The following is a 26,212-nucleotide window of genomic DNA, read 5'->3' as shown; positions in this document are numbered from 1 at the left end:
TGTTTTGTTTGTTTATTATTCTCATCGTGTCTCTTTACCCCATACTACCCTTTTAGAGCAGCCCCCACCCCCCCCCCCCGCGCCCGCCCCCCCCGCTTCTGTGAGTGTGCTTGCGGGCTAGGGTGACCCGCGTTATCCGGCGGGCGGGGCGAATGCCTTCAACGGCTCGGAGCCCGTCTGATCGTGGCCCCAGTACGCGTCGGCGGTGATCTCCTCGGACGTGTAGAACCGTTCGTCGACCAGCATGCCCTCGGTACCGAACTCGAGATCCCATCCGCCCGGTGCACGGACGTAGAACGAGATCATCTTGTCGTTGGTGTGGCGGCCCAGCGTCGAGGAGATCGAGAAGTCCATGCGGTTGACGCGATCGAGGGCCTGACCCACTGCGTCGAGGGTGTCGACCTCGGTCATCAGGTGCACGAGTCCGGGCTCTTCGTTCGGCGGCGCCGGGCACAACGCGAGGCTGTGGTGGCGCTCGTTGATGCCGAGGAAGCGCACGCGGGCGAGGCCGTCCTCGTCGAGACGGATCGAACCACGCGGCAGGAATCCGAGTACCTGCGTGTAGAACTCGTACGTCTCGTCGAAGTTCGCCGACGGCAGCACCACGTGACCGAGGCCCTGGCGTCCGGTGACCCAGCGTCCCGCGAATCGGGTGACCACGGGGCTGTGGTCGAGAACCGGGCCGAAGAACACCTCGAGGCGCGTGCCGGACGGATCCTCGAACGCGATGGCACCTTCCGCATCGATGTAGGTGGCCTCCTTGTGGGAGAGCACCTCCACCGTCCGGCCCGACTTCTCGACCGCTTCACGCACACGCTCGAGTGCGAACTCGTCACGTACTTCCCAGCCCACGGCCAGTGCCTTGTCCGAATCGCCGGGCAGCACCTGGATGCGGGAGCGACGCTCGTCGACGCGCGCGTAGAACCCGTCCTGCTCGGGACCGGAACCCTCGGCCATGCCGAGGCCGTCGAGCAGCAGTTCGCGCCAGCGCGGCACGTCCTGTGTCTGAATCCTGAGGTAACCGAGACCCCGTAACTCTGTCATGTCAGTTTGTTCCTCGAAAGTAGTAGGTGGATCAGATCATTGCGCGGTATGCGCCCTGCGGCTCGCCGCCGAGCTGCGTGAGGGCGGCAGAGTGGTAGATCATGCCGGGCACGTGAATGGCGTGAGTCAAGCCGACGTGCGCGTCGCGCCAGAAGCGCTGCATCGGCGTCTTCAGGTGAACGGCCGCACCGCCGGCGCGGGCGAAGACCTCGTCCATCGCACGCACTGCACGCCACGCCGCCGAGATCTGGGTGCGCCGGCCGATGGCCCGCTCCTCGAAACTGATCTCCTCACCGCGGTCCGTCTTGTCCCAGAAGCGGTCGACGGTCTCGAGCAGAGCCAGTCGCGATGCGGAGATCTCCGACGCGGCCTCGCTGATCGCGAAGAGAATGTAGGGGTCTTCCTTGATCGGGACGCCCGTGACCTGCACTCGCTCCTTCTGGGCTGCGATGTAGCAGGCGAGTGCGCCTTCGGTCATGCCGATCAGCGCCGACGTGATGCCCAGCGGGAAGATGTAGGAGAACGGGAACTTGTACAGCGTCTCGTCGCGCCCGGCGTGACGCCAGCCGTTGCCGCTGAGCACGATCTCGGCGTCGAGGGTGCGGTGCTCGGGGATGAAGGCGTCCTTGATGATCAGGTCCTTCGAACCCGTGCCGCGCAGGCCGATGACGTTCCAGCTGTCCTGGTCGATCTCGTAATCGGAGCGGGGGAGCACGACGTGCAGAACCTTGTCGGTTCGGTTGCCGTCCTTGTCTCCGACTGCCGCTCCGATCATGATCCATCCGCAGTGATCCGTGCCGGACGAGAATGCCCAGCGCCCGTTGAGGATGTAACCGCCGTCGACCGGCACCGCGACACCCATGGGCGCATACGGCGATGCCATCCACATGTCGTTGTCCGCGCCCCAGATCTCTTCCTGTGCTTTGGGGTCGAAGAACGCGAGCTCCCACGGGTGGACACCCACGATGCCGGCGACCCAGCCCGTCGCGCCGTCGAGCGCACCGAGCGCCATCACGGTCTCGGCGGCCTCACGGGGATGGCCCTCGAATCCGCCGTACTCCTTGGGCTGGAACGTGCGGATGATGCCGGACTCGCGCAGGTGCTTCGCGGTCGTGTCGGTGAGGCGCATGAGCTTGTCGCCCTCGACGCCTTCGGTGCGGATCTCGTCCGCGTGCTGCATGATTCTGTCCAAAACGTGGCCCATGGCGTGACTCTTCCTGGGTATCGGCTTGTGGGAGCCGAGCGGTGGGGTGGTGTCCCGATGAGGGGGTGGGGACCGGCGCACACAGTGTGCCGATGCGCTACCCCGAACAGTGGCAGGGACCACACCCACCCGCATCGATGTTTCCGTTGAACGGGACAGCAACTGCGGGACCTGCGGGGGCGCGGTACAACGAGGGCAACGCACCGGCCGTCCGTGCCCGCACCTTCCGAAGGAGCAAGATGACCGACACCGCAGCTCTGGTGGCTTCCCTGCTCGAGCGTGTCCAGGCACTCGAAGACAAGGCAGCGATCCAGGAGGTGCTGTCGGCGTACGGGCCGGCCGTGGACGCCGGTGACGCCGACGCCGTCGGCGAATTGTGGGCCGAGGATGCTGTCTACGACATCGACATCCGGGTGATGGAGGGCCGCGACGCGATCACCGAGATGGTCCGCACCCGTCCCCACCAGGACTACATCAACGAGGGCTGCGGCCACCTTCTCGATCCCGTCCACATCCGGGTCGAGGGCGACACGGCCGTCGCGACCTGCCATTCACTGTTGTTGCGCCGCAACCTGGACGCCGATTCCTTCCGCGTCTGGCGCGTCACCGCCAACCGCTTCGAGCTGGCACGCATCGACGGAACCTGGAAGATCACGCGCCGCACCGCCCGGCTGCTCGACGGTAGCGCCGCAGCGCGCGAGTTGCTCGCGCGAGCATCCCGCTGACACCGACCGGAGGACATGTCGTGTCGCAGAACGAATCACGGGACCCCGCATCGAAATCAGCGGCCCTCACCCTCGGTGCCGCAGAGCAACTTCTCGCCATCCGGGAAATCGAGCGGGTCTTCGCCGCCCGACTCCGAGTGATGGACAACAAGCAGTGGGAGTACTACCCCACCCTGCACACCGAGGACGTCGTCAGCGAAACGTGGCAGGGCCTGCCCGGCGACAAACGCCCCAGCACCGACGGTGAATCGGGCCGTGTGGTGGGGCGTGCGGCACTGACGCGTGCCATCAGCAACCTGCTCGACGGCCCGGTGCCGGTGACCTCGGCGCATCACGGGCACTGCCCCGAGATCGTGCTGGAATCCGACACCACCGCCCGCGGTATCTGGGCGATGGAAGACCGGTTGTGGTGGGACAACGCCGGCACCGAGGAATCACTGCACGGGTGGGGTCACTACCACGAGCGTTATACCAAAGTTGATGGCGTATGGCTGATCTCGTACCGCAAGCTCACTCGTCTCCGTCAGGTGCACACACCGGGATTCTTCTCGTTCCTGAAGCCGCTCTGAGTATTTCGGCACACCCGTGGCGCACCGTCGTCACGCGCGAGTAGCGGAGCCCTTCTCTGCCGCCCGCGCATGGCCGACGATTTCGCCGGTGAGTTGTGGCCACAATTGCGGGGGCAGGTTGTGGCCCATGCCCGGAACCACCACCAGGCGGGCTCCCGGGACGGCGTCGGCAGTCGCGATTCCGCCGTCCACCTCGACGAGCGGATCGTCTTCGCCGTGGATCACCAAGGTCGGGATCGTCAGGTTGCGTAGTCCCGGAGTGCGGTCGGGGGAGACCACGATCGCGGCGAACTGGCGCGCCACACCGGCGGCGTCGTGGCTCCGGAGGAACGAGCGCCGCCCGAGGTCGGCGACACGCGACTCGTCGAGCGGGTATCCGGGCGAACCGATCACCCGGTACAGCTGAAGGGAGCGTTCGGCGGCGCTGTCCGGGTCGGTCGGCTGCGGAAGGAACAGCGCCGCTGTCGCCTCCGGTCGCGTCCGCCCCACCTCCCGTGACGGAGTGGACATGATCGACGTCAGGCTCCGCACTCGGCCGGGGTGATCGATCGCGAGTTGCTGGGCGATCATGCCCCCCATCGACGCACCGACGATGTGCGCGGATTCGACACCGAGCGCGTCGAGCAACCCCGCCGTGTCCTCGGCCATGTCCACCAGCGTGTACGGCGGTGCAGGCGTGCTCTGTCCACCCAGCAGCGCACCCAGATCGGGAACTCCGGCCTCGTCGAGGTGACTCGACAATCCGATGTCGCGGTTGTCGAAGCGGATCACGTGGAAACCGTGGCCGGCCAGCAGTCCGCAGAATTCGTCGTCCCACGCGAGCATCTGGGTGGCGAGACCCATGATGAGCACAAGGGGAGGGGCGTCTGCGTCGCCGAACGTCTCGTAGGCCAATTCGAGGTCGCCGACTGTTGCGCGCTCGGTCCGGTCGGTCATGGGCATCCTCATCGCTCGCTACCGGTGTCTGTTTCGTACCCTGCCATGTCGCGCCGTCGTCTTTACGCTTTCGAGGGGACGTTGGAGTGTTCCGGAGGAGACTCGGAACGGACTTCGAAGTGAGGGCACATGACGGTCGACGAGAATCCCACGAATCTCCGCCGGGTGTCCAGGCTGCTTGCCGCCATTCGTGACGGCACCGATGACGACACGCTGGCGGCGGGATTCCTGCTCACCGCCACGGTCGTGGCGCTCGTCTGGGCGAACCTGGGGGATTCCTACGAGTCGTTCTGGCAGACCCCACTGAGCATCCGGATCGGGGACTACGGCATCACCCTCGACTTGAAGAACTGGGTGAACGACGGCCTGATGACGTTGTTCTTCTTCGTCGTCGGACTGGAAGTGAAACGCGAACTCACGATCGGAGAACTCACCGACCGCACACGCGCCGCTGTTCCCCTGGTAGCCGCCGTTGCCGGTCTCGCGCTGCCTGCTGTGCTCTACCTGTTGCTCAACCCCAGCGGGGAGGCTGCGGGTGCGTGGGGTGTGGTGGTCTCCACCGACACGGCGTTCGTGCTGGGCGCGATCGCGCTCGTCGGACCACGGTGCCCGGCCCGCTTGCGGGTGTTCATCCTGGCGCTCGCGGTGGCCGACGACATCGGCGCGCTCGCGATCATCGCGTTCTTCTACACCGAGCAACTGAGGCTCGGGTACCTGCTGCTCGGCTTCGTGGGTTTGCTGTTGATCATGCAGTTCCGCCGACTCGAAGTGTGGCGTGGCGTCGCCTACTTCTTGGTTGCGGCCGCAACGTGGGTGGCCTTCTACGAGTCGGGCGTGCATCCCACTCTTGCCGGTGTGCTGATCGCGTTGATCCTTCCCATCTACCCGCCGCGCCGCGCCGAGGTGGAACGGGCGGGTCAGCTCACGCGGGCGTTCCGTCAATCACCCAATCCCGACTACGCGCGCGCGGCGCAACTCGGTGTTCTCCGCGCGGTGTCCGTCAACGAGCGGTTGCTCCGGTTCTATCAGCCGTATACCGCCTTTCTCGTGGTGCCGATCTTCGCTCTCGCGAACGCCGGTGTGGTGATCACCGGTGAGACGATCGGCGACGCGCTCGTCTCACCGATCACGTGGGGTGTCGTCCTCGGTCTTGTGGTGGGCAAACTGGTCGGGATCACCGCTGCGACCGCAGTGTTCTCCCGTCTGCGACCCGGGAGCCTGCCGCCGGGCCTGACTCTGTCTCAGGTCAGCGGTGGTGCAGCACTTGCGGGCATCGGATTCACCATCTCCCTGTTCATCGTGGACCTGGCGTTCGAATCGCCGGAGGCGGCCAACGATGCGCGCCTCGGTGTACTCGTCGCAGCCGTGTTCGCGACCGGATTGGGCTGGGCGCTGTTCCGGTTGGCGGACCGCCGCCGCCCCACCGACGGGGTCCCCGGACTCGTGCTGTTACGTCCGGTCGATCCGAGCCGAGATCACGTGAGGGGACCGGAGAACGCACCGCTCACGCTCGTGGAATACGGCGATTTCGAGTGCCCGTTCTGCACCCGGGCCACCGGGGGCATCCAGGACGTGCGCAAACACTTCGGTGACGACCTCCGGTACGTCTTCCGGCACTTCCCGCTCGATGCGGTGCATCCCCACGCGCGTTTCGCGGCCGAGGCCTCCGAGGCGGCCGCGGCGCAGGGCAAGTTCTGGGAGATGCACGACGTCCTCTTCGCCCACAGCGACGCACTGTCGGAAGAGGAGATCTACGACTACGCCGAGCGACTGGGCCTCGACATGGACCGCTTCGACGAGGATCTGCGGTTGGAACGCTACCGGCACCGAGTCGACGACGACGATCTCGACGCCGCGACCAGCAACCTGTCCGGGACACCCACGTTCTACCTCGGAGCCACCGGCACGGGTCTTCCCTTGCACACCGGGCCGTTCGACGCGGCGACCTTGATCAGCAGACTCGAAGAAGCGCGCGAAGTCTGACCCTTACCGGACTCTGCACGCGCGCGAGGTTTGGGTGCGCATGCAGAGGGAAGCCGACATGCGGACCAGCATCCGGATAGCTCAGGAAGGTACTGATGGCTGAAGAGGACGCCCACACAACGCGGACCGATCAACTCCGCTTCCAGGACCCCGTGACTCGCTATCCGTCGATCACGCCTCCAGAGCAGCACCAGCCGGAACCGGGGCACGAATCCGACCTCGAGCCACGAGCGGACATCGGTGAGTTCTCGTACCGCGGCACCGGTCGCCTGCAGGGTCGCAAAGCCCTCGTGACCGGCGGTGATTCCGGAATCGGTGCGGCTGTGGCGATCGCGTTCGCCCGCGAGGGAGCCGATGTCGCGATCTCACATCTGCCCGAGGAAAAATCCGATGCGGAGAACGTCGCCCGCATCATCTCGGAGAGCGGCCGGAAGGCGGTGACGCTGGGTGGCGACCTGACGGACGCCCGCTTCTGCCGCAGTGTGGTGGACGATGCAGCCGAACATCTCGGCGGGCTCGACATCCTCGTCAACAACGCGGGCAAGCAGATCGCGACGACCAGTCTCGAAGAGCTGCCCGACGAGCAACTCGAGGAGACGTTCGAAACGAACATCCTCGCGATGTTCCGGACCACTCGCGCCGCGCTGGCGCATCTGGAAGCAGGGAGCACCATCATCAACACCACGTCGATCGTCGCCTACATGCCGTCGCCGACGCTGGTGGATTATGCCTCCACCAAGGCGGCGATCAACAACTTCACGAAGGGTCTGGCGAACCAGCTCGCCGGCAAGGGTATCCGCGTCAACGCTGTCGCGCCGGGTCCGATCTGGACACCGCTGCAACCTTCCGATGGGCAGCCGAAAGAGGAACTTCCCGAGTTCGGGCAGAACACACCCCTGGGGCGTGCGGGGCAGCCCACGGAACTGGCGCCGGCGTATGTGTTCCTGGCGTCGCCGGAATCGAGCTACGTGGTGGGATCGACGATCCACGTCAACGGTGGGATGCCGTCCCCGTAGTCACTCCGTGCGCCTGCACCGTCGATGGTCACTCGCTGCGCCTGCACGACCCGCGGACACACGCCTACGACGTGGTAGGCGTGTGCCGCGTGGACGGTCGGAGGTCCGTGTCATGTGGCGCACCGCCCCGGGCGTCACCGACAACCAAGACCGCCGTCGTGAGGCCTGAACAGCCTCGACCGACGCCCCGGCTCCATCCGAGTCTCCTCCCCGAGACTGGCCGCTCCGCAGATGTTCTGCGTATTCACTTGCGACACACCGTCTATCCTCTGACCCACGATTCCCGTTACTCCTCAGGGGCATACCTTGGTCAGGTTCAACCGTTCGGATTACAGACGGGCGAACAAGGCGATTCGTCGGTAACGGACCATCCGGATGCCGCGATCCTCGGTGCAGTTACCCACACCGAATGAGGTCCCGGATGACGAACTATTACGCAGTCGACGATTCGACCGACACCACCCCGATCCCACGCGTTCTACCGGATGCCGCTCCGCCTCGACCGGCCGGACTCCCTGCTCACCGAGCCGGACAGGCCGGCGCCTCGCAGCTCGTCCGTGTGCGCAGGCGTCGTCGCACGGCCGTAGTCGCAAAGAAGACACCGAGTCTCTGGTTCATCGGGGGCCTGATCGTCCTCCTGACCGCTTTCGGTGTCGCTATCGGCGCTGCGGTGTCCAACCAGGTGCGTCACGCTCCGGAGTACCAGTCGGTATACGTGCCCGCGCACCCACTCGTCCCCATCGAGTAGTGCGGTGGTGGGGCGCGACGCTGTTCGTCCCTCATGCGGCCGCGCAAATAGTCGTACAAAATAACCCGTGATGGTATATGGCAAAGTCCGATTACGCCCGAATGTCGTATTACTGGGACGGTGTAAATAGTTTCAACGGGTGCTCCGAAGTTCGTAAATTCGCCCGGGGGGACACGACGCGGAGGTCCGTTGCGCCCGTGCATGTTCGAGGCGTTACACCCAGTTAACCGTAAACGGGCGCGATACGGGGCTTTGGTGAAGAATGGGCGAAATTTAGGGGCAAATTTGGCCTTCCTCGGGGTGCTGCGAGTTGTAAGTGCCGTTATAGTTGCGGCAGCGATAGCGCGCCCGGCAGAGACTTCTCGGGCATCGCGAGGGCATTAGAGACTTCTCGGGCATCGCGAGGGCATTCGGGGAGGTTTGCCCAGCTCGTTCCTAGCCAATGGCGACTCGGACGCGAGTGGGATGACGCTGTCTCGGGGAGGAGACACATGAGGACGAGGGCACGATGACCGCGGTACCCGAAAAACGGCGTCCTACAGCGACTCTCGACCGTCGGGGGGCGCACGGCAAGAATGTGCTTAGCGATCGACGTGAAGAATCGCCGGCGACGCGGTGGAACTGGCAACGGGCGTACGTCCGCTGGCTGTTCTGGACCGACGCCGCGATCGTTGTTCTCGCCGTGGTGTTGGCACACGTGGTGCGTTTCGGACAGGACAGCCTGTTCACGATGGACACGGCGCACGCGCTCAACTACTCCCTGGTTTCGCTCGCGCTGGCCGCGGTCTGGATCGGATTTCTTGCCGCATTCCGCACACGGTCGCGACGCGTGATCGGTTCAGGCTACGACGAATACCAGCGCGTGATCGCCAGCACCCTCCGGTTGTTCGGCCTCGTGGCCATCGTCGCACTCGTGTTCCGGATGGAACTCGCCCGCGGATACCTTGCGATCGCGTTGCCGGCAGGGTTGATGACGTTACTGGTCAGTAGATGGCTTTGGCGCAAGCTGATTTCACGCAAGCGCCGCGCGGGAAAGTTCAGCACCCCGGTCCTCGTGGTCGGGGGAGCCCAGGCCGTGCGGCACATGGCGCAGACGTTCGAGCGTAAGAAGACCGACGGGTACCAGGTCGTCGGCGTGTGCGTCCCCCGGTATTCGGGTATTGCGGGCGAAGATATCGATGTCGGCAACCGCAGGATCCCCATCTACGGGGACGAGTCCTCGGTGGTCGAGGCTCTGCGCATCTCCGGTGCCGACACCGTAGCGGTGACGGCGACGGAAACCCTCGGGCACGAGGGCATTCAAGACCTCGTGTGGAAGTTAGAACCGCTCGATGCGGATCTCGTCGTCGCAACCGGCGTAGTGGATGTCGCCGGACCCCGACTCGAAATGCGTCCGGTGGCCGGCCTGCCGTTGATCCACGTGGAAAAGCCCCGGTACCACGGCGCGAAGCGCAGCGGGAAGCGCTTGTTCGACCTCGCTTTCTCGTTCGCCGCATTAACCGTGCTGACTCCCGTGTTCGCGCTGGTGGCGCTGGCGATCAGGCTCGACGACAAGGGACCTGTGTTCTACCGTGCCGAGCGCATCGGGTTGGATGGAAAACCCTTCGGGATGGTCAAGTTCCGCTCTATGGTGACCGACGCCGACACGCAGGTCGACACGTTGCTGGCCCAGAACGAAGGCGCCGGCCTTCTGTTCAAAATGCGCGAAGATCCGAGGGTGACCCGCGTGGGACGGATCCTCCGCCGCTTCAGTATCGACGAATTGCCCCAGTTCATCAACGTGGTGCGGGGTGAGATGAGCGTCGTCGGGCCTCGCCCACCGTTGCGTCGTGAGGTGGAAGGTTACGACGGCCGGGTCCGGCGGCGCCTGTTGGTGCGGCCCGGTTTGACGGGGCTGTGGCAGGTTAGCGGCCGGTCGGACCTGTCATGGGATGAGGCAGTGCGACTGGACCTCTCATACGTCGAAAATTGGTCGATGGTGAGTGATGTGCTGATTATCGGTAAGACGGTCAAGGCCGTGCTGGTTAGTGAAGGCGCGTACTAATGAGATGCACTTCCAGGGTACCGGTATGAAAGCAATCCACGGCCCACAGACGATGTCCCGAGCCTGTCTTGGGCGACTTACGTCGACAACGCCGTCTAGAACATCGCCGCGAGCGGTGATGTGGGACCGCGCCTGCCGACGTAAGTGCGAGGCGAGACAGCCAGCGGCACAGTCAGGTGCGGCGCTGAACGTGCAGGAAAACGCCGGTCTTGGGGCTAGGGGATCTGAGCATGTCTGTTTCGAACGTGAAGAACCAAACGATCGTTGACGAGAGACAACAGGCCGGAGAGTTTCATGGCGAGTCAGATGACTGTTTTTGGAACCGGGTACCTGGGTGCAACTCACGCGGCGTGTATGGCGGAGTTGGGGCACGAGGTTCTGGGAGTTGATATTGACCCCGCGAAGTTGGCCAAGCTCGAAGCCGGCGAGGTGCCGTTCTACGAACCGGAACTCGAAGAGGTACTCCGTAGAAACTTGGCGAATGGTCGTCTCCGGTTCACGTCGTCTTATGCAGAAGCTGCCGAGTTTGCCGACATACATTTTATCGGGGTAGGGACGCCTCAGAAAAAGGGCGAGTACGCGGCAGATCTCCAATACATTGACGCGGTGATCGACGGGCTCGCCCCCAAATTGTGCCGCCCGACCGTGATCCTGGGAAAGTCGACAGTGCCGGTCGGTACTGCCAAGCGCATTGGAGAGCGAGCGAGGGCGCTGGCCCCCGCCGGCGAGGGCGTGGAAGTGGCCTGGAACCCAGAGTTTCTGCGTGAGGGGTACGCAGTACACGACACCCTGCATCCCGACAGGCTGGTCTTGGGCATCGACCGCACGAGGTCGCGACGAGCGGAGGAAGTTGTGCGCGTTATCTATTCTCAACTTCTGCAAGAAGGAATTCCTTTTTTGGTGACCGATCTCGCGACGGCAGAGCTCGTAAAAACTGCAGCAAATTCTTTCCTGGCGACGAAGATATCTTTCATCAATGCGATGGCCGAGGTGTGTGAGGCAGCAGACGCGGACGTAACAGTGCTTGCAGACGCAATTGGATACGACACGCGCATCGGCCGTCTGTTTCTCAACGCTGGCATCGGATTTGGAGGGGGATGCCTGCCGAAGGACATCCGGGCATTTATGGCTCGAGCTGGCGAATTGGGTGCCGATCAAGCGCTTACCTTCCTTCGTGAAGTCGACAATATAAACATGCGTCGTCGCACGCGGGTCGTCGAACTTGCACGTGATATGGTCGGGGGCTCGCTACTCGGGACTCGCGTCGCGGTTTTGGGTGCGGCATTCAAGCCGGACTCCGACGATGTCCGGGATTCGCCGGCGCTGAATATCGCGGGCCAGGTTCAATTACAGGGCGCCTCGGTCACAGTTTACGACCCCAAAGCAATCGAGAATTCCCGCAAACTATTTCCGACCCTCGACTATGCCGCCACTGCGCTTGATGCATGTCGTGGCGCGGACTTGCTATTGATTCTGACCGAATGGACCGAATTCCAGGAGCTTGACCCGGCGAGCCTGCACCCAGTTGTCAGGTCGAGGACCGTGCTCGACGGTCGTAATTGCCTTGACCCAGGGGAATGGATGCGGGCGGGGTGGCAGTACCGAGGGATCGGGCGGAATTGCGAGAGCGGGCGACGCCAACATGATCCATTCGAGCCCGACAAGTTTGCAGTAGCGCGAAGTTTTTTCAACACCTCGGAAGGGAAACAGTGAAGGTCGGCCTGCTCGATACATCCTACGGCTCCGATAATGATGGAGACACGATTATTGTCGACGCAATCCTCAACCGCTTCCCATCGTTCCGCCGCGGCCCACGGTTGCCGACGCACCGTCACTTGAAGTGGACCGAACGGAGGATCGCTGCGCAGTCGGACGCGCTAGTCGTCACCGGGACCAATATCCTTTCATCTCAAATGCGACCTGACCGGCAGTGGAAACTGTCGACTATGACGCTGAAGGCGATCAGCAAGAAAGTCGTGTTCTTAGGAGTGGGCTGGAGACAGTATCAGCCCGATCCTGACCAGCTAAACACTTCCCTTTTGAACAGCCTTCTTCATCCTGACCTGCCGGTTTCGGCCCGGGACGAATACACCAATTCTAAGCTCAAGCGCATAGGAATCGATTCCCTGAACACAGGGTGCCCGACCACTTGGGGGCTGCCTGAGGTTATGGGTCCAATTGGGTATTCCTCCGAGTGTGTCTTCACGTTCACTTCGTATAATCCGGATAGAAACCACGACCCGGAGCTGATTTCAAGGCTTTGTGCTAAATATGAGATGGTCCACATATGGCCTCAGGGATCTGATGACCAAAAAAATGTACAAAAAATGAATCTCCCCCGCAATGCGCACCTTCTTCCCCGTGGCATCGAATCGCTCGACAATGCTCTTGTCGACCGGGACTATATAGGCACGCGGCTACACGCAGGTATTCGGGCCGCGCAACTTGGAAGGCCAAGTCTTGTGGTCGCGGTCGACAATCGCGCCGTCGAGATTGGTCGAGATACGGGGTTCCCGGTCGTTCAGCGAGAGGCTGGCATCACAGCGTTCGAAGAGCGGTTCGCGCAGTTATGCGAACAGAACACAAGAATCTCCATAAACCATGCGGATATCACCAAATGGACCAAGTGCTTCGAGAAACTACTTGCGACGAGTCCTCCAGTGCACGCCGGGAATGAGTGTGAAACTAGCCGATGAATAATTACGGGAAATCGGCGGATCTCATCGCAAAGGCGCTTGGCAAGACAGGTAGGCTTGTCGGACAGTCTTTGTGGCAGCGTCACCTGATCAACAAGGGTGTTAACGTAGGTTTACACGTCCAGATAATCGGCCGACCGATTGTGACGGTGCATTCCTCCAGCGTCATAATAATTCGCGACCGTGCTGTCCTATGTAGCAGGTCTGAATACACCGCGCTCGGCATAGCGAAACCTGTCATACTCCGGACATTGGCCGCAGGCGCGTCAATAGAAATTGGACATAATGTAGGTTTGAGCGGAACCGTGATTTGTTCGGCGAGCTCGGTGTCCATCGGAGACAACTGCCTGATCGGGGCCGACGTAACGATTGCGGATACCGACTTTCACCCAATATCACCCGCGACGGGGCGACGAAACGCACCGTTACCGGGCGCTCGAACTGAGGACCGGATATGCATAGGATCCGACGTATTCATCGGAGCTGGCACGCACGTACTCAAGGGAGTGCGCATCGGCAGCGGCGCAGTTGTGGGTACCCGAAGTGTCGTGACGCGGGATATTCCTCCGATGACCATTGCAGCTGGAAATCCTGCCCGACCCATCGGGAGGGTGATGCAATGAGGATTGGACTCGCCGGCCCAGTAACTCTCTCTGGACTCTCCGGATACCTTCCTGCAGGTAGCGCCGAGATGTCCACATATTCCTTTCCGTATTTAAGCAAGCTCGCAGTGGGGTATTTAAAAGCGGGGCATTCCGTAGATGTGTTCACCTGTTCGGAAACGGTCTCCCAGCCGATGTCCATTAGTGGCGGTCAGCTCACCGTACATGTCGGACGACGGCGAGTTTCGGCCCGCGAACGAGGGCTCGATTTTTTTCGCACAGAAAGGGCAGACCTCGTCGCGCTCATGGAAGCGGCTGCCCCGGACGTGGTTCACGCCCATTGGTTGTACGAGTTTGGCTCAGCCGCATTGACATACCAGGACGACTCGCTGGTAACCGCTCACGACTCACCAAGTGCTCTTGTTCGCAACTACAAACACCCGTACTGGTGGTTCCGGGCAGGTTTGGGTCTCAGGACTATTCACAGACTAAGAAACTTGAGCGTAGTTTCGCCTAGCCTGTCCACCGAGATTCCTGAGTCTTGGATACGCCGCAAGAATGTGGCGTTGATCCCGAACGGTATCGATATTCCTTCTGGATTCACAGGCCGGCCAAAGGTGGGGAACCCGCCGGTGACTTTTGCGTGCGTTGCGAATGGATTCGATGCACGAAAGAACACGTCTTCTGCCATCGTGGCCTTTTCGTTGGCCCGCCGAAAACTACCTGACTCGAAGCTTCTTTTGTTCGGCACCGGCCACGGTGCGGGAGAAGCTGCATACGAGTGGGCAAGTAGTCGCGATCTATGCGACGGGGTTTGCTTCATAGGCGCAACTACGCACGAGGAACTGCTCGCGTACTTGGGACGCGACGTCGATGTGCTGGTACATACCAGCGTGTGGGAGGCGTGCAGTATGGCGATCCTTGAAGCGCAAGCTCATGGAATTCCCGTGGTGGGAGGCGAGAAATCAGGGGGTGTTGCGTACACCCTAGCCTACGGATCGATTGGTCTATTGGTTGATGTCAAGGACCCTTATAGCGTGGCACGCGCCATGGTAGATCTCGTAAGCGACGAAAAATTCTATTCTGAAATCAGCCGACGAGCCGTCGATACGATGCGTACTCGCTTCGGGTTCGAAGGGGTTGTGGACCGGTACCTCTCCCGGCTCGAAGGAATTCTTGATGCACGTCACTAGAAGCCATACCGCTAGAGCGAGACAGAAGCGCGGCAAAGCGCGTCAAAGTGCCATGCATATCGCGGTATTGATGACTACCCACAACCGCGTAGCTGTCACCCTGCGATGCCTCAATGCGCTTGCCGCCGTGGAGACCGATGACGACGTCGAATTGACAGTGGTGCTTGCAGACGCGGGGAGCAGCGACGGAACTCTTAAAGCAGTTTTGGAGGCACATCCTGATGTCGTTTCCATAAGTCTGACCAGCGATAAGTATTGGGCTGAAGGAATGCGGAGCGCATGGGAGCAGGCGCAGTCTCTCGATTACGACTACATCCTCTGGTTGAACGATGATGTCGTTCTGGGACGCCTCGCTCTTACTACGCTCCTCGATACCCTGGATTGCGGCAGCCATCGTGCAGTTGCGGTGGGCGCACTTGTCGATCCCGTGACTGGTGAGGTTACTTACTCTGGGTTTAGGCAGCGCTCGAAATTGTTGCGCCCCTTAGCTTTGGAACCAGTACTCCCGGATTCGGAAGTCATGGAATGTGATACTTTGAATGGCAACGTCGTGCTGATTCCGGCCGAAATCGATAGGGAACTCGGCGGTTTCCCACACGGGTACGTGCATGGTATGGCAGACCTTGCTTACGGCTTCGCGGCACGGCGCTCAGGTTTTCCCGTGCTTGTGCACCCTGACCCGGTGGGTTTGTGCTCTCGAAATCCCGTTGCGGGAAGCTGGGAGGATCCGGGGTTGCGGCTAAACGAGCGATTTAAAACGCTCGCCGGACCCAAAGGTCTACCCCCGAGGGTGTGGATACGGTTCTGCATACGCCATGGGGGGATAGTCGGGCCCTTGCTTGCGATGAGCCCGTACATGCGGGTGCTAGTGACATCTCTCAAATACAAGTTCAAAAACCGCCGGGGCGGTGAGCGAGGGTGAACGAGCAGTTATATCTCGGCGTGGCGAGCGCCGCTCTAATTGTGCCTTTCAGCGCAGCAGTTGTACGTTGGCCGCAACTGGGACTTGCGGCGATTTCAATCGTGATAGCCGCGAGCTGGGAGGTCCCAACGTGGCCTTCTATCGGGACTGTTTACGGCCTCTCGGTTTCGCTTCCCGATGTGTTATGTGGAGTTTTGTTTCTCGCAAGCATCATTATGCCGAGGCCGACCGGAAGCGCGAGTGGACTGGCCCCCAGTTTTAAAATTGCGCTTCAGTTGTTTGTCGCGTTATTCGGGTTATCAGTGGTCCGGGGCGTTGTCGCCAACGGTGTAGCGAGCGCCTTGAATGAGGCGCGGCCATGGCTGTATATCTTGGCTATATCGTTCTGGACGGCACGTCTTCTCGCTGTCTCACCGAACGGGAGAAGGTGGTTGCAAAACTGGATTCTCGCCACGGGAGCCTTGGTGTTGATGGTCGCCATTATCAACATCTTCCGATATGGGTTGGGAGGGGCGAGCACGTCTGTCCGCTCCGTGCAAGGCGACATCCTCGAGGCTGGGAGGCCGGTCGCGTCGGGCCAGGCACTGATACTTGCCGCCTGCGCCATACTTGCTCTCTTCCTCTGGCACGCGCACGGAAACGCACTTCACCTGGTCCTGGGCGTGGCGTGCGGGGTGGCAGTCGTGGTTGTGCAGCATCGATCCGTTTGGATCGCTTTTGCCTGCGCGGCTGTGGTGGCCGTTATGTCGCTCGGTTCTGGAAAAAGGATGACTGTTGCACTCTTGGGGATTGCAGGACTACTCGCTGTCTCCCAGGCCGCACACTTGGGACTGCTCGGCCGGCTTCCCGAACTGCTGGCGAGGTCGGCAACTGACAGTGCAACATATCAGGGGCGTGTTTACGACTGGGTGGTTCTGGTCGAGCGGAGTCTCGAATCGGGGCCGCAGGCCTTGCTTCTGGGTATGCCTTCCGGGTCCGGGTGGTGGCGTTATAGAGAAGATGGGCTCCGAATAGGATACGTTCCGCACAATTGGTATATCGCGACATATCTTCGTGTTGGTGTTCTAGGACTAATGAGCGCGCTAGCTGCGGCAACCGTGTCGGTCGCGCATCTCTATGCCAGACATCGTCACGCGCCGTACCTATCGCTAGTAGTGCTCATCCTTATCTACGGCTGGGCCTACAACTTGCAGTGGTACCTGGCCCCCCTACTCGCTTTCGCACTGTGCGGGGCCTTCCCGAATGGCGCTGACGGGAACCCCCGTACCCGGCATGTGCGTTCTCGGCGTATCGGCAGTTCGCACCCCAAGTCTGTGCCCGGTGCTGCGGAGGCCCACAGTTGACCGGCGTTAAGCCACTTGCGACCGGGATAGCGTGGAGTTACGGCGCTCAGGTTTTAACGGCTATTGCACAGTTTTTGTACGCAGCCGTGACGTCGCGGCTGATCGCCCCGGACGGATTCGGTGCGTATGCTATCGCCCTGGTTGTATCAGGGCTCATCACATTGGTCGCCAACGGCGGACTAGGGCAATCCGTAGCGAGAATGCAGATTCTAGACCAGTCACGCCTAGAAGGACTTGCGACCTACGCGCTGATACTTGGGTTCATCGCGGCGGTGGTGCTCTTTTTTACGGCACAATTTTGGGCCGGGATATGGGGGGATGGCTCGGCCGCCGCGCCGATCAAATGGCTCGCGATCTCGGCGCTGTTGGCACCGCACATTGGTTTAACCTCGGGCCTTATGCGTCGACTCGGCCACTTCAAGCACTTTGCGGTTTGCACATTTATCACAAACATTGTGGGAATGGTGTTCGGGTTGGTCGTCCTTATCTCGACCGGCAGCCCCGTAGCCTTGATTGCTGCGCCCATCATCGCGCAGCTCACGCTGTGGTTGGCGTTAACCCATATGACTGAGAGAAAGCTTGTTCGTTTCGGGGCCCCGGCCCGCGCACGAGACGACATCAGCTTCAGTTGGGGCGTGACGCTTGCGAGCGTCTTGTCGTATACCGCAAACAACCTCGGAAAGTGGTCTGTTTCCAGATGGGTCGGAGCAGCGGCACTGGGCCAATGGAACCGCAGTGACGTTGTTACGGCGGTACCCTTTTACCAGCTTCAGACCGCGATAACGCAAGTCGTATACCCCGAATTTCGGCATGATCGTGGAGATACTAACCGCGCAAAGCGGGCATGGCCCGACCTGCTCATATTGGTGGCATGGGTGACTGTTCCTGCTGGTGCCGTAGGTTCGATAATACTTCCGTACCTTGTTCCGGTCCTTTTTGGTCCCGGGTGGGAACTGGCGGCGTCCCTTACCGCCGCGCTATCGCTAATCTGCGGCGTGCAGGTTGTCACGACCGTCTTGGGGAGTGCGGTCGAAGCGCTGGGGAAGTTTAAGTGGATATGGGCATCGCAGGTGCTCATGATTGGCATCCAGATCGTGGCGGTGGCCGCAACAATACTTCGGCACTCCGTATGGCCGGCAGTCATTGCGACGGGCGTGCTCGCAGTTGCGCGGCAGGCCTGGTATGTGTGGCTGTGCGGTCGTTCGGGCTATATCGACGTTCCGAGATTGCTATCCGGTTATCTGCGTGTCGTTGCGGGGACCGCCTACGTAGGGCTATTGAGTTGGACGCTTGTCAATTCAATTGATAGCCCTATTCGAGTAGCCGCAATTGCGCTATCGGCGGCATGCGCAGTATTGGGTGTCCTGTCTTTCCGCGACAGTTTTCCGCCATTGGTGATTTTGCGCCGTTACGGAATAGTCCGGAACGATGAGTAGTGATTGTGTTGCACACGCAAACCTCCGGAAAGAAAGTGGCGGAAGATGCCGAACCAGGATGATCGGAGTGACGGTGTGAATATCGTCCGTGTTGGGAGAGTTCCATTTACGGTGTCGAACCTCGGACGCGCGACGGACACGGTCCTGGCTGCTGCGAGCGCCCGCGAAGGACTCCCGGTTCGTCTAGCGAACGCCTACTGTGTTGCGCTCGCATCGAGTGACGAAAAGTACTGTTCAGTCTTTAATTCGCATGGGATTACCTTCCCCGACGGAACCCCGGTCGTATGGTTCATGCGCCGCCGGATTTCGGCTGCTAGGACAGTCCGTGGTCCGGCGCTTTTCGAACGCGTCATCGACCGGGGACGTGAAAGGCAAATCCGGCATTTCTTCCTAGGGACACAAGACGCCACCTTGGAAGCGCTCGTAGCGGAACTTGGCAGGCGTTATCCGGGAATGGAGTGCGCAGGCACCTTCGCCCCCGGCTTCAATGCGATCGATAACGAATCGCTTGTTGAGTTCGCCGAGAAGATCCGAGATTCGGAGGCCGATATCGTATGGGTCGCACTTGGCACTCCCAAACAGGACTTTGTGAGTTCCTGGCTGGCTCCGGAAGTTGGCTCCCCGTGTGTCGGGGTGGGGGCGGCCTTTGATTTCGTCGCAGGCCGTGTGGGGGAAGCCCCCGTATGGCTCAGGGAGACGGGCTTCGAGTGGTTATACAGGCTATTATCTGAGCCCCGCCGGCTATGGCGGAGATATCTCATCGGCAACTCCAAATTCCTTTACTGCGCCATCTTCCAGAGTTCCTCCAGCAGTCAAGTGTCGCATTTCGGATCGGGAGAACGCCGGTGACGAACCTTACGCGCTTCATATTGAGAAAGCTCGCAGTTCGAGCAAATGTCGCGGTGGGAGAGGGGTTTCACGCAGGGCCCGGATCGATTCTGTGGGCGCCGAATGCGCTCAGCATCGGTCGAGATGTGTACGTCGGTAAGAATGTCACTATTCAAATCGACGGGACCGTTGGCGACGGGGTGTTGTTCGCGAACGGTTCTGGCGTAGTGGGGAAGAACGACCACGACTACCGGCAGGTAGGCACCACCGTTCGGCATGCTTCGTGGGTTGGGGACAACCCACATCTTTCTCTTTCGACCTTTATCGGGTCAGACGTATGGGTTGGTTTCAATGCAGTGGTGTACTCAGGACTGAAGATCGGAAACAGCAGCATTATTGCAGCCGGAGCAGTCGTAACCAAAGACGTGCCCGACAACTCGATCGTGGCGGGGTCCCCCGCGAGGGTCATTAAACCGAGATTCACGGACGGCGAGTTTGCATCGCACTGGGCGTTGCTGCGAAGACAAGGCGTACGGTGGGTCGCACCCGCGAGTTCGACCGGAGGCTGTGTCTGAAATGGCCAAGTCCGTCGCAATTGTGCACCCTTGGATGCCGCAGTACCGTATCAAGTTCTTCACTAGCCTCAGAGAGGAGCTGGCGGCGCGGGACATCGAATTGTATGTCTATTTCGGAGACACCCCGCCCGAATGGGCGCAACGGAATGACTCGGCCATCTGCGATTCCGCGATACGGCTCCCCACCCGATTTTATCCCGTCGGCGGGCGTAACCTTAGCTACAAGGAAATCCGGCTGCTGACGCGGCAGGGAGAAGTGGACCTACTGATTCTCGAACAAGCTATTCGCAACCTTGAGACCTACCGGCTTATTTTCTCTAGGCGTCTGTATCGGAAACTGGCGTTTTGGGGACACGGACGGACATATACGGTTAGGAAGTCCTTATTCGAAGAGTGGTTGAAGTACCGGCTGACGGCACGGGCAGATTGGTTTTTCGCCTACACGACTGGTGGCGCGGACGCTGTTGCTAAGCGAGGTTTCCCGGTCGGAAACACTACCGTAGTGCAAAACTCTATCGACGCTGTAGAGTTACGCCGAAGTCTCGCGGAAACGACCGAAGAGGATTCTGCTTGGTTTCGGGACAAATATGACCTGACATCAAATACGTTCATTTATATCGGGGGTGTTGATGACTCCAAGAGAATTACATTCCTGCTAGATGTTGCAAAAGATGTGCATGCCTGCGACCGATCCTTCCGGCTCATCGTTGTAGGCGATGGACCCCAGGCGAGGGCAGTGACTGAGCTTTCTCGCCGAGAGCCCTGGCTGGTCTATCTGGGCGGGTTATTCGGGGCAGACAAGGCCAGAGCGTTGACTTCTGCCTCGGCGATTCTCAATCCGGGGCGTGTGGGCCTCATTGCAGTCGACAGTCTTGTTGCTGGCCGGCCGATCATCACTACTGAGTGGCCTCATCACGCGCCGGAATTCGAGTATCTCCGGCATGGAGAAACCGCAATCGTGACTCCAGATGAAAAGATGGTGTATCGGGATGCCATATTGAATGTGATGTCGGATCCGAGCGTGATTGTGGGGCTATCGCGCAACTGTTTGGCCGAGTCCGCTAAGTACGACGCCCGGGTGATGGCGGCCCGGTTTGCTGACGGTGTGGAGGAAGCAATAGAAACCGAACGCCCCAGAGATGGGGTGGTCCGAAAGATGAGACGTTGGTTGCTGAGGTGCGATCGAAGGAGGAAATCGGGTGTTGCCTAGACGAGAAACCGCGGGTTATTCGGTTCCTGTATTGCAAGGTCTGCGCGGGGCCGGGCTAGGAAACGAGGTGATTACATGGGCAACGGCGTACATAGGCGCGCAAGAGTTGGGATTAAGAATGCGGTGCCCTCCGTGGTTCTTGAATCGGAGGGGTTACCGGCGCGACTTCAATGCAGGGCATTTGACTGGGCCGGTTATCAGATCCTTCGAGGGCTGCCGAAAATAGTTGTCGACGAGGCCCTTGTCGTTGGGCACGATGATTACGCCAACGCGATGGAGGAAGTCAGGGGCAGGGTCCACGAGCAGCGCGGTCCGTTCGGGGTTTGGCACGCGTCAGGAATGTCGGGTGGATACCTTGGCATCAGTCGGGCGCGAGACTACCTCAGGGCAATGGTAACCAGGCCACCACACGTGATGGATGATATGTACAAGCTGCGTGGAAGAACTGATCCAGAGAAGCTGACGGTTTCTGTACATATTCGCGGAGGGGACTTTTCAGGGGGTGCAGGTACTCCCCGTCCGGGTGAGTTCAACAAGGTGATCCCGATTGAATGGTACTTCTCTGCACTGAGACTGGTGCGAAACCGATTTGGCTCGGATGCGCAGTTTGCCGTTTTACCGATTCTCCCGAGGATCGGGATATCGCACAGTTATCCCCAGGAGTTTCAGGCGACCGAGTTTCCTTTTCAGAGGCTCCCGCTCTTGTCAGATATCCTGTACATGGCAGAATCCGACCTTTTGATCTGCTCCATATCCAGCTTGTCCATGTTTTCGGCTTTTCTATCCGGAAACAACTATGTCCGGTTCGGTCCCCATCTTGGAGAGGCCGGCGGCTGGCTCAGTATCTGGGGCCACGAACCGCAGCAAGTCGCCGGACGAACCCACTTGAACCGAACAGGGGGTTCACTTGAGAACGCGCTTAGTGCGCGTGGTGTGGGATATTCAGATGGAGGCGATTTTCTGATGCTGTGTGGTCTCGGTTGGACGATGCTCTGAGGCAGAAGATGGCCCGATACGATTTACTTTGTACGGTGTTATTCCTGCTCGAAATTCGTACTCAAGCAGTTCTGAAGGGTAGACAGGATCCAGAAGTAGGTCATTCGAAATCACGCTTTTCGGCGCCGCTTGCAGCGGATCTCTGTGAAGGACGGAGGAGATTAGAGGTGTGATTGGCCTCGAAGCGGCGTAAAATACGCATTGGTCTCCGCCGCAACGGCGTTTGGCCGCCGCGCGACGCCGGTCGATCCTTCCGAATGAGCACGCGACTGTCACGGCATTCGCTCGATACACTAGGAGAGGTTATGAAGAAGGCGCTCATTACTGGAATTACCGGGCAGGACGGCTCGTACCTTGCGGAATTCTTGCTTTCAAAGGGATATGAGGTCCATGGGCTGATCCGCCGATCGTCAACGTTCAACACTGCGAGGATCGACCACCTCTACGTAGACCCGCATGACCCGACGGCAAGGCTTTTCCTTCATTACGGGGACTTGAGTGATGGTGCCAGATTGGTCACGTTGCTGTCAGAAATCGACCCAGACGAGGTCTACAACCTGGGAGCGCAGTCTCATGTACGGGTGAGTTTCGATGAGCCGGAGCACACCGGGAACACCACCGGTATCGGGTCGATAAGGCTCCTCGAGGCGGTCCGGCTTGCGGGTGTCAACTGTAAGTACTACCAGGCCTCCAGCTCTGAGATGTTCGGTGCGACCCCGCCTCCCCAGAACGAGGAGACCCCGTTCTACCCGCGCTCGCCCTATGGCGCGGCCAAGGTCTACTCGTACTGGGTGACTAAGAACTACCGCGAGGCCTACGGCATGTTCGCGGTCAACGGGATCCTCTTCAACCATGAATCGCCCCGCCGCGGTGAGACTTTCGTAACGCGGAAGATAACGCGTGCTGTTGCGCGAATCAAAGCGGGTGTTGAGAAGACTCTGTATATGGGTAACCTCGACGCGGTACGGGACTGGGGTTATGCGCCCGAGTACGTCGAAGGCATGTGGCGGATGCTTCAGGTCGATGAGCCGGACGACTTCGTTTTGGCGACGGGAGAGGCGCATTCGGTTCGGGACTTCCTAGAGGTTGCTTTCGGTCACGCCGGGTTGAATTGGGAAGAGCACGTCGAGTTCGATGAGAGATACCTTCGTCCTACCGAGGTCGATGCGCTCATCGGCGACGCCTCGAAAGCGCACCGCCTGCTCGGATGGAAGGCGAAGGTCCACACCCCCGAGCTCGCTCGGATCATGGTCGACGCTGATATCGAGGCGCTTGCCCACGAAGGCCGGCCTTGGATCGATAAGCCCACCCACGACGACTGGTTGGCGGTGTGATGATGAGCGAGGGCTTCGTTCCTGCCGCGCTTGACAGAGACGCACCGTTCTACGTTGCGGGTCACCGAGGGCTCGTGGGTGGAGCGATCTGGCGCCGCCTCGAGGCGGAAGGGTTTCGGAACCTTCTAGGCAGGTCGTCGGCAGAACTCGACCTGAGAAACCGCGATGCAGTCTTCTCATTCTTCGCGAAGTATCGCCCGGTCAATGTAGTGCTTGCGGCAGCCAAAGTCGGTGGAATCCTTGCGAATAGCACCTACCCCGTAGATTTTTTGTCGGAGAATATGCGGATCCAAGTCAACGTGCTCGACGCCGCGGTCATGAACGGCACGCACAGGTTGTTGTTCCTGGGCTCGTCCTGCATCTACCCAAAGCTAGCTCCCCAGCCGATCAAAGAGGAATATCTACTCACCGGTCATCTGGAGCCTACGAACGACGCATACGCGATCGCGAAGATTGCGGGGATCCTTCACGTGCAGGCCGTGCGGCGTCAGTACGGACTCCCGTGGATTTCCGCGATGCCGACCAATCTCTACGGGCCCGGAGACAATTTCTCGCCCCAGGGCTCGCACGTGCTCCCGGCACTCATTCGCCGATTCGATGAAGCCCGGAGGGATGGAATAGGTACCGTGACCAACTGGGGGACGGGCTCACCACTGCGAGAGTTCCTTCACGTCGACGACATGGCCTCGGCATGCCTTCACTTGTTGGAACATTACGACGGTTCCGCTCAGGTGAATGTCGGCACGGGTAAGGATCAGACGATCCGGGCGATCGCGCAGATGGTCGCCGAAGAGGTGGGTTTCGAGGGACAGATCGACTGGGATACGAGCAAGCCTGACGGCACGCCTCGAAAGCTATTGGACATCAGCAAACTTCGCGCATCCGGGTGGGAGCCGAAGATTGACCTTCGGTCGGGCATTGCCTCAACGGTGGCCTGGTATCGCGAGAATATCGACTCTGTCCGGACCTAGCGTGTCATTTTGGGTTCCTACGGCTCGGGCGAGAGGGTCCCTAACCGCACACCGGCACAGCAGCCTCGATGATCGGTTTGTCGATGATCGGTTGGATCGGCACGCGTGGTTCACCTGGCGCAGTCGGTTCGGTCAGTTCGTAAACTAGCTCTGTCGTCTCACCCTGCGGAATCGGCACCTGCACGTTGAACATCGGGTGGCCACGTTCCTTGCCGTTGAACCCGAACGCGGAGGTGCCGTTGACCGTTACCTTGTTCAACTTCGCGCCTTGGGTGGCGAGTAGGCCTACGTCGGAAAGGTTGGTGCCGACCGGTGCGCCCACCGGATTGTCGAACATCCCCGCGACGTAATTGGTGTAGTCACCAGCGGGAAGGCTGTTGGTGAGACGCACCGTGACAGTCGAATCGCGTTTCTCTCCGTCACACGGGCCTGCCGCGTACTCGATTTCGCGCTCCAGGTAATAATCGAGTTTGTTGCCGCCGAGGTTGTTGATCACCACGCTGGCGTAGGGCGCGGGATCATCGGGAACCACCTTGCCCAGCGGGGTGGTGGCCAGTACTTCTTGCTCTTCGGGCACTGAACTCCAGACAGCGAGGCGTCCCTCTCCCGCAGCACGGCCCAATGCTTCGAGTAGAGCCTGGGGGCGGGATATACGTCCGGTCAGCTTCTGCACGACCGTCTGCGCGACTGTCTCCAGGTAGGCTTTGCGCGCTGCCTGGTCTTCCCCGAATCGCGTATACGCTGTTGACTCGGTCAGTTCCACCACGTTGTCCGCGGTGATCGTCTCCCCATCCGGCAACGTCACGTCCCCCACCGCATCGAGGACGTAGCTCAGTGCGACGGGATCGGTTGCGATTGCTCCGTCGACCCGCTCGCCCGTTTCTTGCTGCCACATCGATTGCCAGATTTGACCGGCATAAGGGAAATGGGTGCTGATGTTGCTGTTGCGGAAGTCCTGGGTGGGACGGCTGTGGCCGTAGGATTGCTGGAATTCGGGGCCGAGATCGATGGGCGCGTAGTCGAACCGGAACTGGCGGTTGCTCGTCACGTCGTCCACGCCGACCGCGCCGTCGTTTGCGCGCACAACACCGAAGCCGCCGAGCAGGCCACCTGTGCCGCGTGCTTCGGCGTTGGTCTGGAAGCCGACGAAGTAGCTCCGCGGTCCGTCTGCGCCGAGCATCGCCGGCGCGATCTTTGCGGCGGTGGACGTATTGTTCAGGAGCCCAGACAATTCGGACACTTGGTCCTGGAGTTGCACCCTCGCGTCGTCGATCGGACCGATGTAGGTGCTGTCGACCGCCTGGGCCTGCGCGTCGAGATCGGTGATCGCGGCCGCGGTGGTCTCGAGGACGGGCGCGGCGTCTCGCAGTGCCGCGAGGTTGATCCGGGCGCCGTCGAGAATCAACTGATCGGGTGACACCGCACTGCCCGCGTCCACCGTCGGCAGCAGAACGTCCTGCGTCAGACCGCTCACGATGGTGGTCATCTGACGGGTGGAATCGAGCGGAGCTCCCAGAATTGGGACCGCGGAAGTAACTCGCCAGGGAAATGAATCGACGGAACTTTGGGCGTTTTGGGCGTATCGATCGGCATCGTCGGCTGCTTGTGAGGCATTCTCGGTATCTCCCGACAGCAGTGCGTCTTTGGCCTGCATTGCGAAGTTCTGAGCCTTCTCGAGGTCCGATCTCGCCTGGAGACCCTCGTATCCGAGCCAGCCGACGAAGCCGACAACGACGAGAATCGCTGCGCCGAAGGTGATCCGGATGATCCGGCGTTTCTTGCGTCGAGCAACCATTTCGTCGTCGGACAGGCGGCGACGAACCTTGCGGCGACCTGC

General features: G+C 60.7%; 22 protein-coding genes. 18 read left to right on the top strand and 4 right to left on the bottom strand.

Annotated features, from left to right (window positions below; genetic code table 11):
* Positions 1-132: 132 nt before the first annotated feature.
* Together bphC and ACFWU2_RS11685 are read right to left on the bottom strand one after the other, a co-directional pair.
* A complete protein-coding gene (gene bphC / locus ACFWU2_RS11690) occupies positions 133-1,044 on the bottom strand; it encodes a biphenyl-2,3-diol 1,2-dioxygenase (RefSeq protein ID WP_378605652.1) in 912 nt (303 codons plus the stop codon).
* Between the two features lie 31 nt (positions 1,045-1,075).
* Complete coding sequence (locus ACFWU2_RS11685) at positions 1,076-2,248, bottom strand: acyl-CoA dehydrogenase family protein (protein ID WP_378605649.1); 1,173 nt, start codon at positions 2,246-2,248, stop codon at positions 1,076-1,078.
* 239 nt (positions 2,249-2,487) lie between these two features.
* On the opposite strand from ACFWU2_RS11685, the gene ACFWU2_RS11680 reads away from it, so the two are divergent.
* On the top strand, positions 2,488-2,973 hold the full coding sequence (locus ACFWU2_RS11680; protein ID WP_378605646.1) for a nuclear transport factor 2 family protein: 486 nt from the start codon (positions 2,488-2,490) through the stop codon (positions 2,971-2,973).
* Positions 2,974-2,993: 20 nt separating this feature from the next.
* Positions 2,994-3,542 carry a nuclear transport factor 2 family protein gene (locus ACFWU2_RS11675; protein WP_378605643.1) on the top strand — a complete coding sequence of 183 codons (549 nt, stop codon included), beginning with the start codon at positions 2,994-2,996 and terminating at the stop codon, positions 3,540-3,542.
* 30 nt (positions 3,543-3,572) lie between these two features.
* On the opposite strand, the gene ACFWU2_RS11670 is transcribed toward ACFWU2_RS11675, so the two are convergent.
* Positions 3,573-4,478: an alpha/beta fold hydrolase gene (locus tag ACFWU2_RS11670; RefSeq protein ID WP_378605640.1), complete on the bottom strand. Its 906-nt coding sequence runs from the start codon at positions 4,476-4,478 to the stop codon at positions 3,573-3,575.
* A gap of 129 nt (positions 4,479-4,607) precedes the next feature.
* Here ACFWU2_RS11670 and nhaA point away from each other — a divergent pair, with 129 nt between their 5' ends.
* From nhaA to ACFWU2_RS11590, 16 genes are all read left to right on the top strand, one after another.
* Complete coding sequence (gene nhaA, locus ACFWU2_RS11665; RefSeq protein WP_378605637.1) at positions 4,608-6,461, top strand: Na+/H+ antiporter NhaA; 1,854 nt, start codon at positions 4,608-4,610, stop codon at positions 6,459-6,461.
* Between the two features lie 95 nt (positions 6,462-6,556).
* Positions 6,557-7,477, top strand: a complete 921-nt coding sequence (locus tag ACFWU2_RS11660) for an SDR family oxidoreductase (RefSeq protein ID WP_378605634.1) — start codon at positions 6,557-6,559, stop codon at positions 7,475-7,477.
* 421 nt (positions 7,478-7,898) lie between these two features.
* Positions 7,899-8,225 (top strand): hypothetical protein, encoded by a 327-nt coding sequence (locus ACFWU2_RS11655; RefSeq protein WP_378605631.1) that lies wholly within the window; start codon positions 7,899-7,901, stop codon positions 8,223-8,225.
* 508 nt (positions 8,226-8,733) lie between these two features.
* The gene (locus tag ACFWU2_RS11650; protein ID WP_378605628.1) at positions 8,734-10,269 is read left to right on the top strand and encodes a sugar transferase; all 1,536 of its coding nucleotides are present in this window, start codon (positions 8,734-8,736) and stop codon (positions 10,267-10,269) included.
* Between the two features lie 294 nt (positions 10,270-10,563).
* Positions 10,564-11,982, top strand: a complete 1,419-nt coding sequence (locus tag ACFWU2_RS11645; RefSeq protein ID WP_378605625.1) for a UDP-glucose dehydrogenase family protein — start codon at positions 10,564-10,566, stop codon at positions 11,980-11,982.
* Positions 11,979-12,965 (top strand): polysaccharide pyruvyl transferase family protein, encoded by a 987-nt coding sequence (locus ACFWU2_RS11640; protein ID WP_378605622.1) that lies wholly within the window; start codon positions 11,979-11,981, stop codon positions 12,963-12,965. The genes ACFWU2_RS11645 and ACFWU2_RS11640 overlap by 4 nt, the downstream gene beginning before the upstream one ends.
* Entirely contained in the window at positions 12,962-13,588 is a 627-nt protein-coding gene (locus ACFWU2_RS11635) for an acyltransferase (RefSeq protein WP_378605619.1), read from the top strand. Before ACFWU2_RS11640 ends, ACFWU2_RS11635 begins: the two co-directional genes overlap by 4 nt.
* A 68-nt stretch (positions 13,589-13,656) precedes the next feature.
* Positions 13,657-14,760 (top strand): glycosyltransferase family 4 protein, encoded by a 1,104-nt coding sequence (locus ACFWU2_RS11630; protein ID WP_378605616.1) that lies wholly within the window; start codon positions 13,657-13,659, stop codon positions 14,758-14,760.
* 70 nt (positions 14,761-14,830) lie between these two features.
* The gene (locus ACFWU2_RS11625; RefSeq protein ID WP_378605613.1) at positions 14,831-15,682 is read left to right on the top strand and encodes a glycosyltransferase family 2 protein; all 852 of its coding nucleotides are present in this window, start codon (positions 14,831-14,833) and stop codon (positions 15,680-15,682) included.
* A gap of 1,339 nt (positions 15,683-17,021) precedes the next feature.
* Positions 17,022-18,461, top strand: coding sequence for an oligosaccharide flippase family protein (locus ACFWU2_RS11620; protein WP_378605610.1), 1,440 nt, complete (start codon positions 17,022-17,024; stop codon positions 18,459-18,461).
* A 45-nt stretch (positions 18,462-18,506) separates the two neighbouring features.
* The gene (locus tag ACFWU2_RS11615) at positions 18,507-19,310 is read left to right on the top strand and encodes a WecB/TagA/CpsF family glycosyltransferase (RefSeq protein WP_378605607.1); all 804 of its coding nucleotides are present in this window, start codon (positions 18,507-18,509) and stop codon (positions 19,308-19,310) included.
* Positions 19,205-19,864, top strand: a complete 660-nt coding sequence (locus tag ACFWU2_RS11610) for an acyltransferase (protein ID WP_378605604.1) — start codon at positions 19,205-19,207, stop codon at positions 19,862-19,864. The genes ACFWU2_RS11615 and ACFWU2_RS11610 overlap by 106 nt, the downstream gene beginning before the upstream one ends.
* A gap of 1 nt (position 19,865) precedes the next feature.
* On the top strand, positions 19,866-21,074 hold the full coding sequence (locus tag ACFWU2_RS11605) for a glycosyltransferase family 4 protein (RefSeq protein WP_378605601.1): 1,209 nt from the start codon (positions 19,866-19,868) through the stop codon (positions 21,072-21,074).
* Between the two features lie 75 nt (positions 21,075-21,149).
* Entirely contained in the window at positions 21,150-22,070 is a 921-nt protein-coding gene (locus ACFWU2_RS11600; protein WP_378605598.1) for a hypothetical protein, read from the top strand.
* A 305-nt stretch (positions 22,071-22,375) separates the two neighbouring features.
* Positions 22,376-23,404 (top strand): GDP-mannose 4,6-dehydratase, encoded by a 1,029-nt coding sequence (gmd, locus tag ACFWU2_RS11595; RefSeq protein ID WP_378605595.1) that lies wholly within the window; start codon positions 22,376-22,378, stop codon positions 23,402-23,404.
* Positions 23,405-23,406: 2 nt separating this feature from the next.
* On the top strand, positions 23,407-24,375 hold the full coding sequence (locus ACFWU2_RS11590) for a GDP-L-fucose synthase family protein (RefSeq protein WP_378606267.1): 969 nt from the start codon (positions 23,407-23,409) through the stop codon (positions 24,373-24,375).
* 40 nt (positions 24,376-24,415) lie between these two features.
* Here the strand turns inward: ACFWU2_RS11590 and ACFWU2_RS11585 are convergent, their stop codons facing one another.
* On the bottom strand, positions 24,416-26,170 hold the full coding sequence (locus tag ACFWU2_RS11585; RefSeq protein ID WP_378606264.1) for a DUF4012 domain-containing protein: 1,755 nt from the start codon (positions 26,168-26,170) through the stop codon (positions 24,416-24,418).
* Between the last annotated feature and the right edge of the window lie 42 nt (positions 26,171-26,212).

It is taken from the genome of Rhodococcus sp. NPDC058639 (assembly GCF_042717545.1).
Taxonomy (GTDB): domain Bacteria; phylum Actinomycetota; class Actinomycetes; order Mycobacteriales; family Mycobacteriaceae; genus Rhodococcus.
This window is presented reverse-complemented; position numbering and strand designations above follow the sequence as displayed.

What these genes read in the sequence shown, in the direction of transcription:
- bphC (WP_378605652.1), bottom strand. Translation starts at nt 1,044, where the DNA reads ATGACAGAGTTACGGGGTCTCGGTTACCTCAGGATTCAGACACAGGAC.
- ACFWU2_RS11685 (WP_378605649.1), bottom strand. Translation starts at nt 2,248, where the DNA reads ATGGGCCACGTTTTGGACAGAATCATGCAGCACGCGGACGAGATCCGC.
- ACFWU2_RS11680 (WP_378605646.1), top strand. Translation starts at nt 2,488, where the DNA reads ATGACCGACACCGCAGCTCTGGTGGCTTCCCTGCTCGAGCGTGTCCAG.
- ACFWU2_RS11670 (WP_378605640.1), bottom strand. Translation starts at nt 4,478, where the DNA reads ATGACCGACCGGACCGAGCGCGCAACAGTCGGCGACCTCGAATTGGCC.
- nhaA (WP_378605637.1), top strand. Translation starts at nt 4,608, where the DNA reads ATGACGGTCGACGAGAATCCCACGAATCTCCGCCGGGTGTCCAGGCTG.
- ACFWU2_RS11660 (WP_378605634.1), top strand. Translation starts at nt 6,557, where the DNA reads ATGGCTGAAGAGGACGCCCACACAACGCGGACCGATCAACTCCGCTTC.
- ACFWU2_RS11655 (WP_378605631.1), top strand. Translation starts at nt 7,899, where the DNA reads ATGACGAACTATTACGCAGTCGACGATTCGACCGACACCACCCCGATC.
- ACFWU2_RS11650 (WP_378605628.1), top strand. Translation starts at nt 8,734, where the DNA reads ATGACCGCGGTACCCGAAAAACGGCGTCCTACAGCGACTCTCGACCGT.
- ACFWU2_RS11645 (WP_378605625.1), top strand. Translation starts at nt 10,564, where the DNA reads ATGGCGAGTCAGATGACTGTTTTTGGAACCGGGTACCTGGGTGCAACT.
- ACFWU2_RS11635 (WP_378605619.1), top strand. Translation starts at nt 12,962, where the DNA reads ATGAATAATTACGGGAAATCGGCGGATCTCATCGCAAAGGCGCTTGGC.
- ACFWU2_RS11630 (WP_378605616.1), top strand. Translation starts at nt 13,657, where the DNA reads ATGTCCACATATTCCTTTCCGTATTTAAGCAAGCTCGCAGTGGGGTAT.
- ACFWU2_RS11625 (WP_378605613.1), top strand. Translation starts at nt 14,831, where the DNA reads ATGACTACCCACAACCGCGTAGCTGTCACCCTGCGATGCCTCAATGCG.
- ACFWU2_RS11615 (WP_378605607.1), top strand. Translation starts at nt 18,507, where the DNA reads ATGCCGAACCAGGATGATCGGAGTGACGGTGTGAATATCGTCCGTGTT.
- ACFWU2_RS11610 (WP_378605604.1), top strand. Translation starts at nt 19,205, where the DNA reads ATGGCGGAGATATCTCATCGGCAACTCCAAATTCCTTTACTGCGCCAT.
- ACFWU2_RS11605 (WP_378605601.1), top strand. Translation starts at nt 19,866, where the DNA reads ATGGCCAAGTCCGTCGCAATTGTGCACCCTTGGATGCCGCAGTACCGT.
- ACFWU2_RS11600 (WP_378605598.1), top strand. Translation starts at nt 21,150, where the DNA reads ATGGGCAACGGCGTACATAGGCGCGCAAGAGTTGGGATTAAGAATGCG.
- gmd (WP_378605595.1), top strand. Translation starts at nt 22,376, where the DNA reads ATGAAGAAGGCGCTCATTACTGGAATTACCGGGCAGGACGGCTCGTAC.
- ACFWU2_RS11590 (WP_378606267.1), top strand. Translation starts at nt 23,407, where the DNA reads ATGAGCGAGGGCTTCGTTCCTGCCGCGCTTGACAGAGACGCACCGTTC.
- ACFWU2_RS11585 (WP_378606264.1), bottom strand. Translation starts at nt 26,170, where the DNA reads ATGGTTGCTCGACGCAAGAAACGCCGGATCATCCGGATCACCTTCGGC.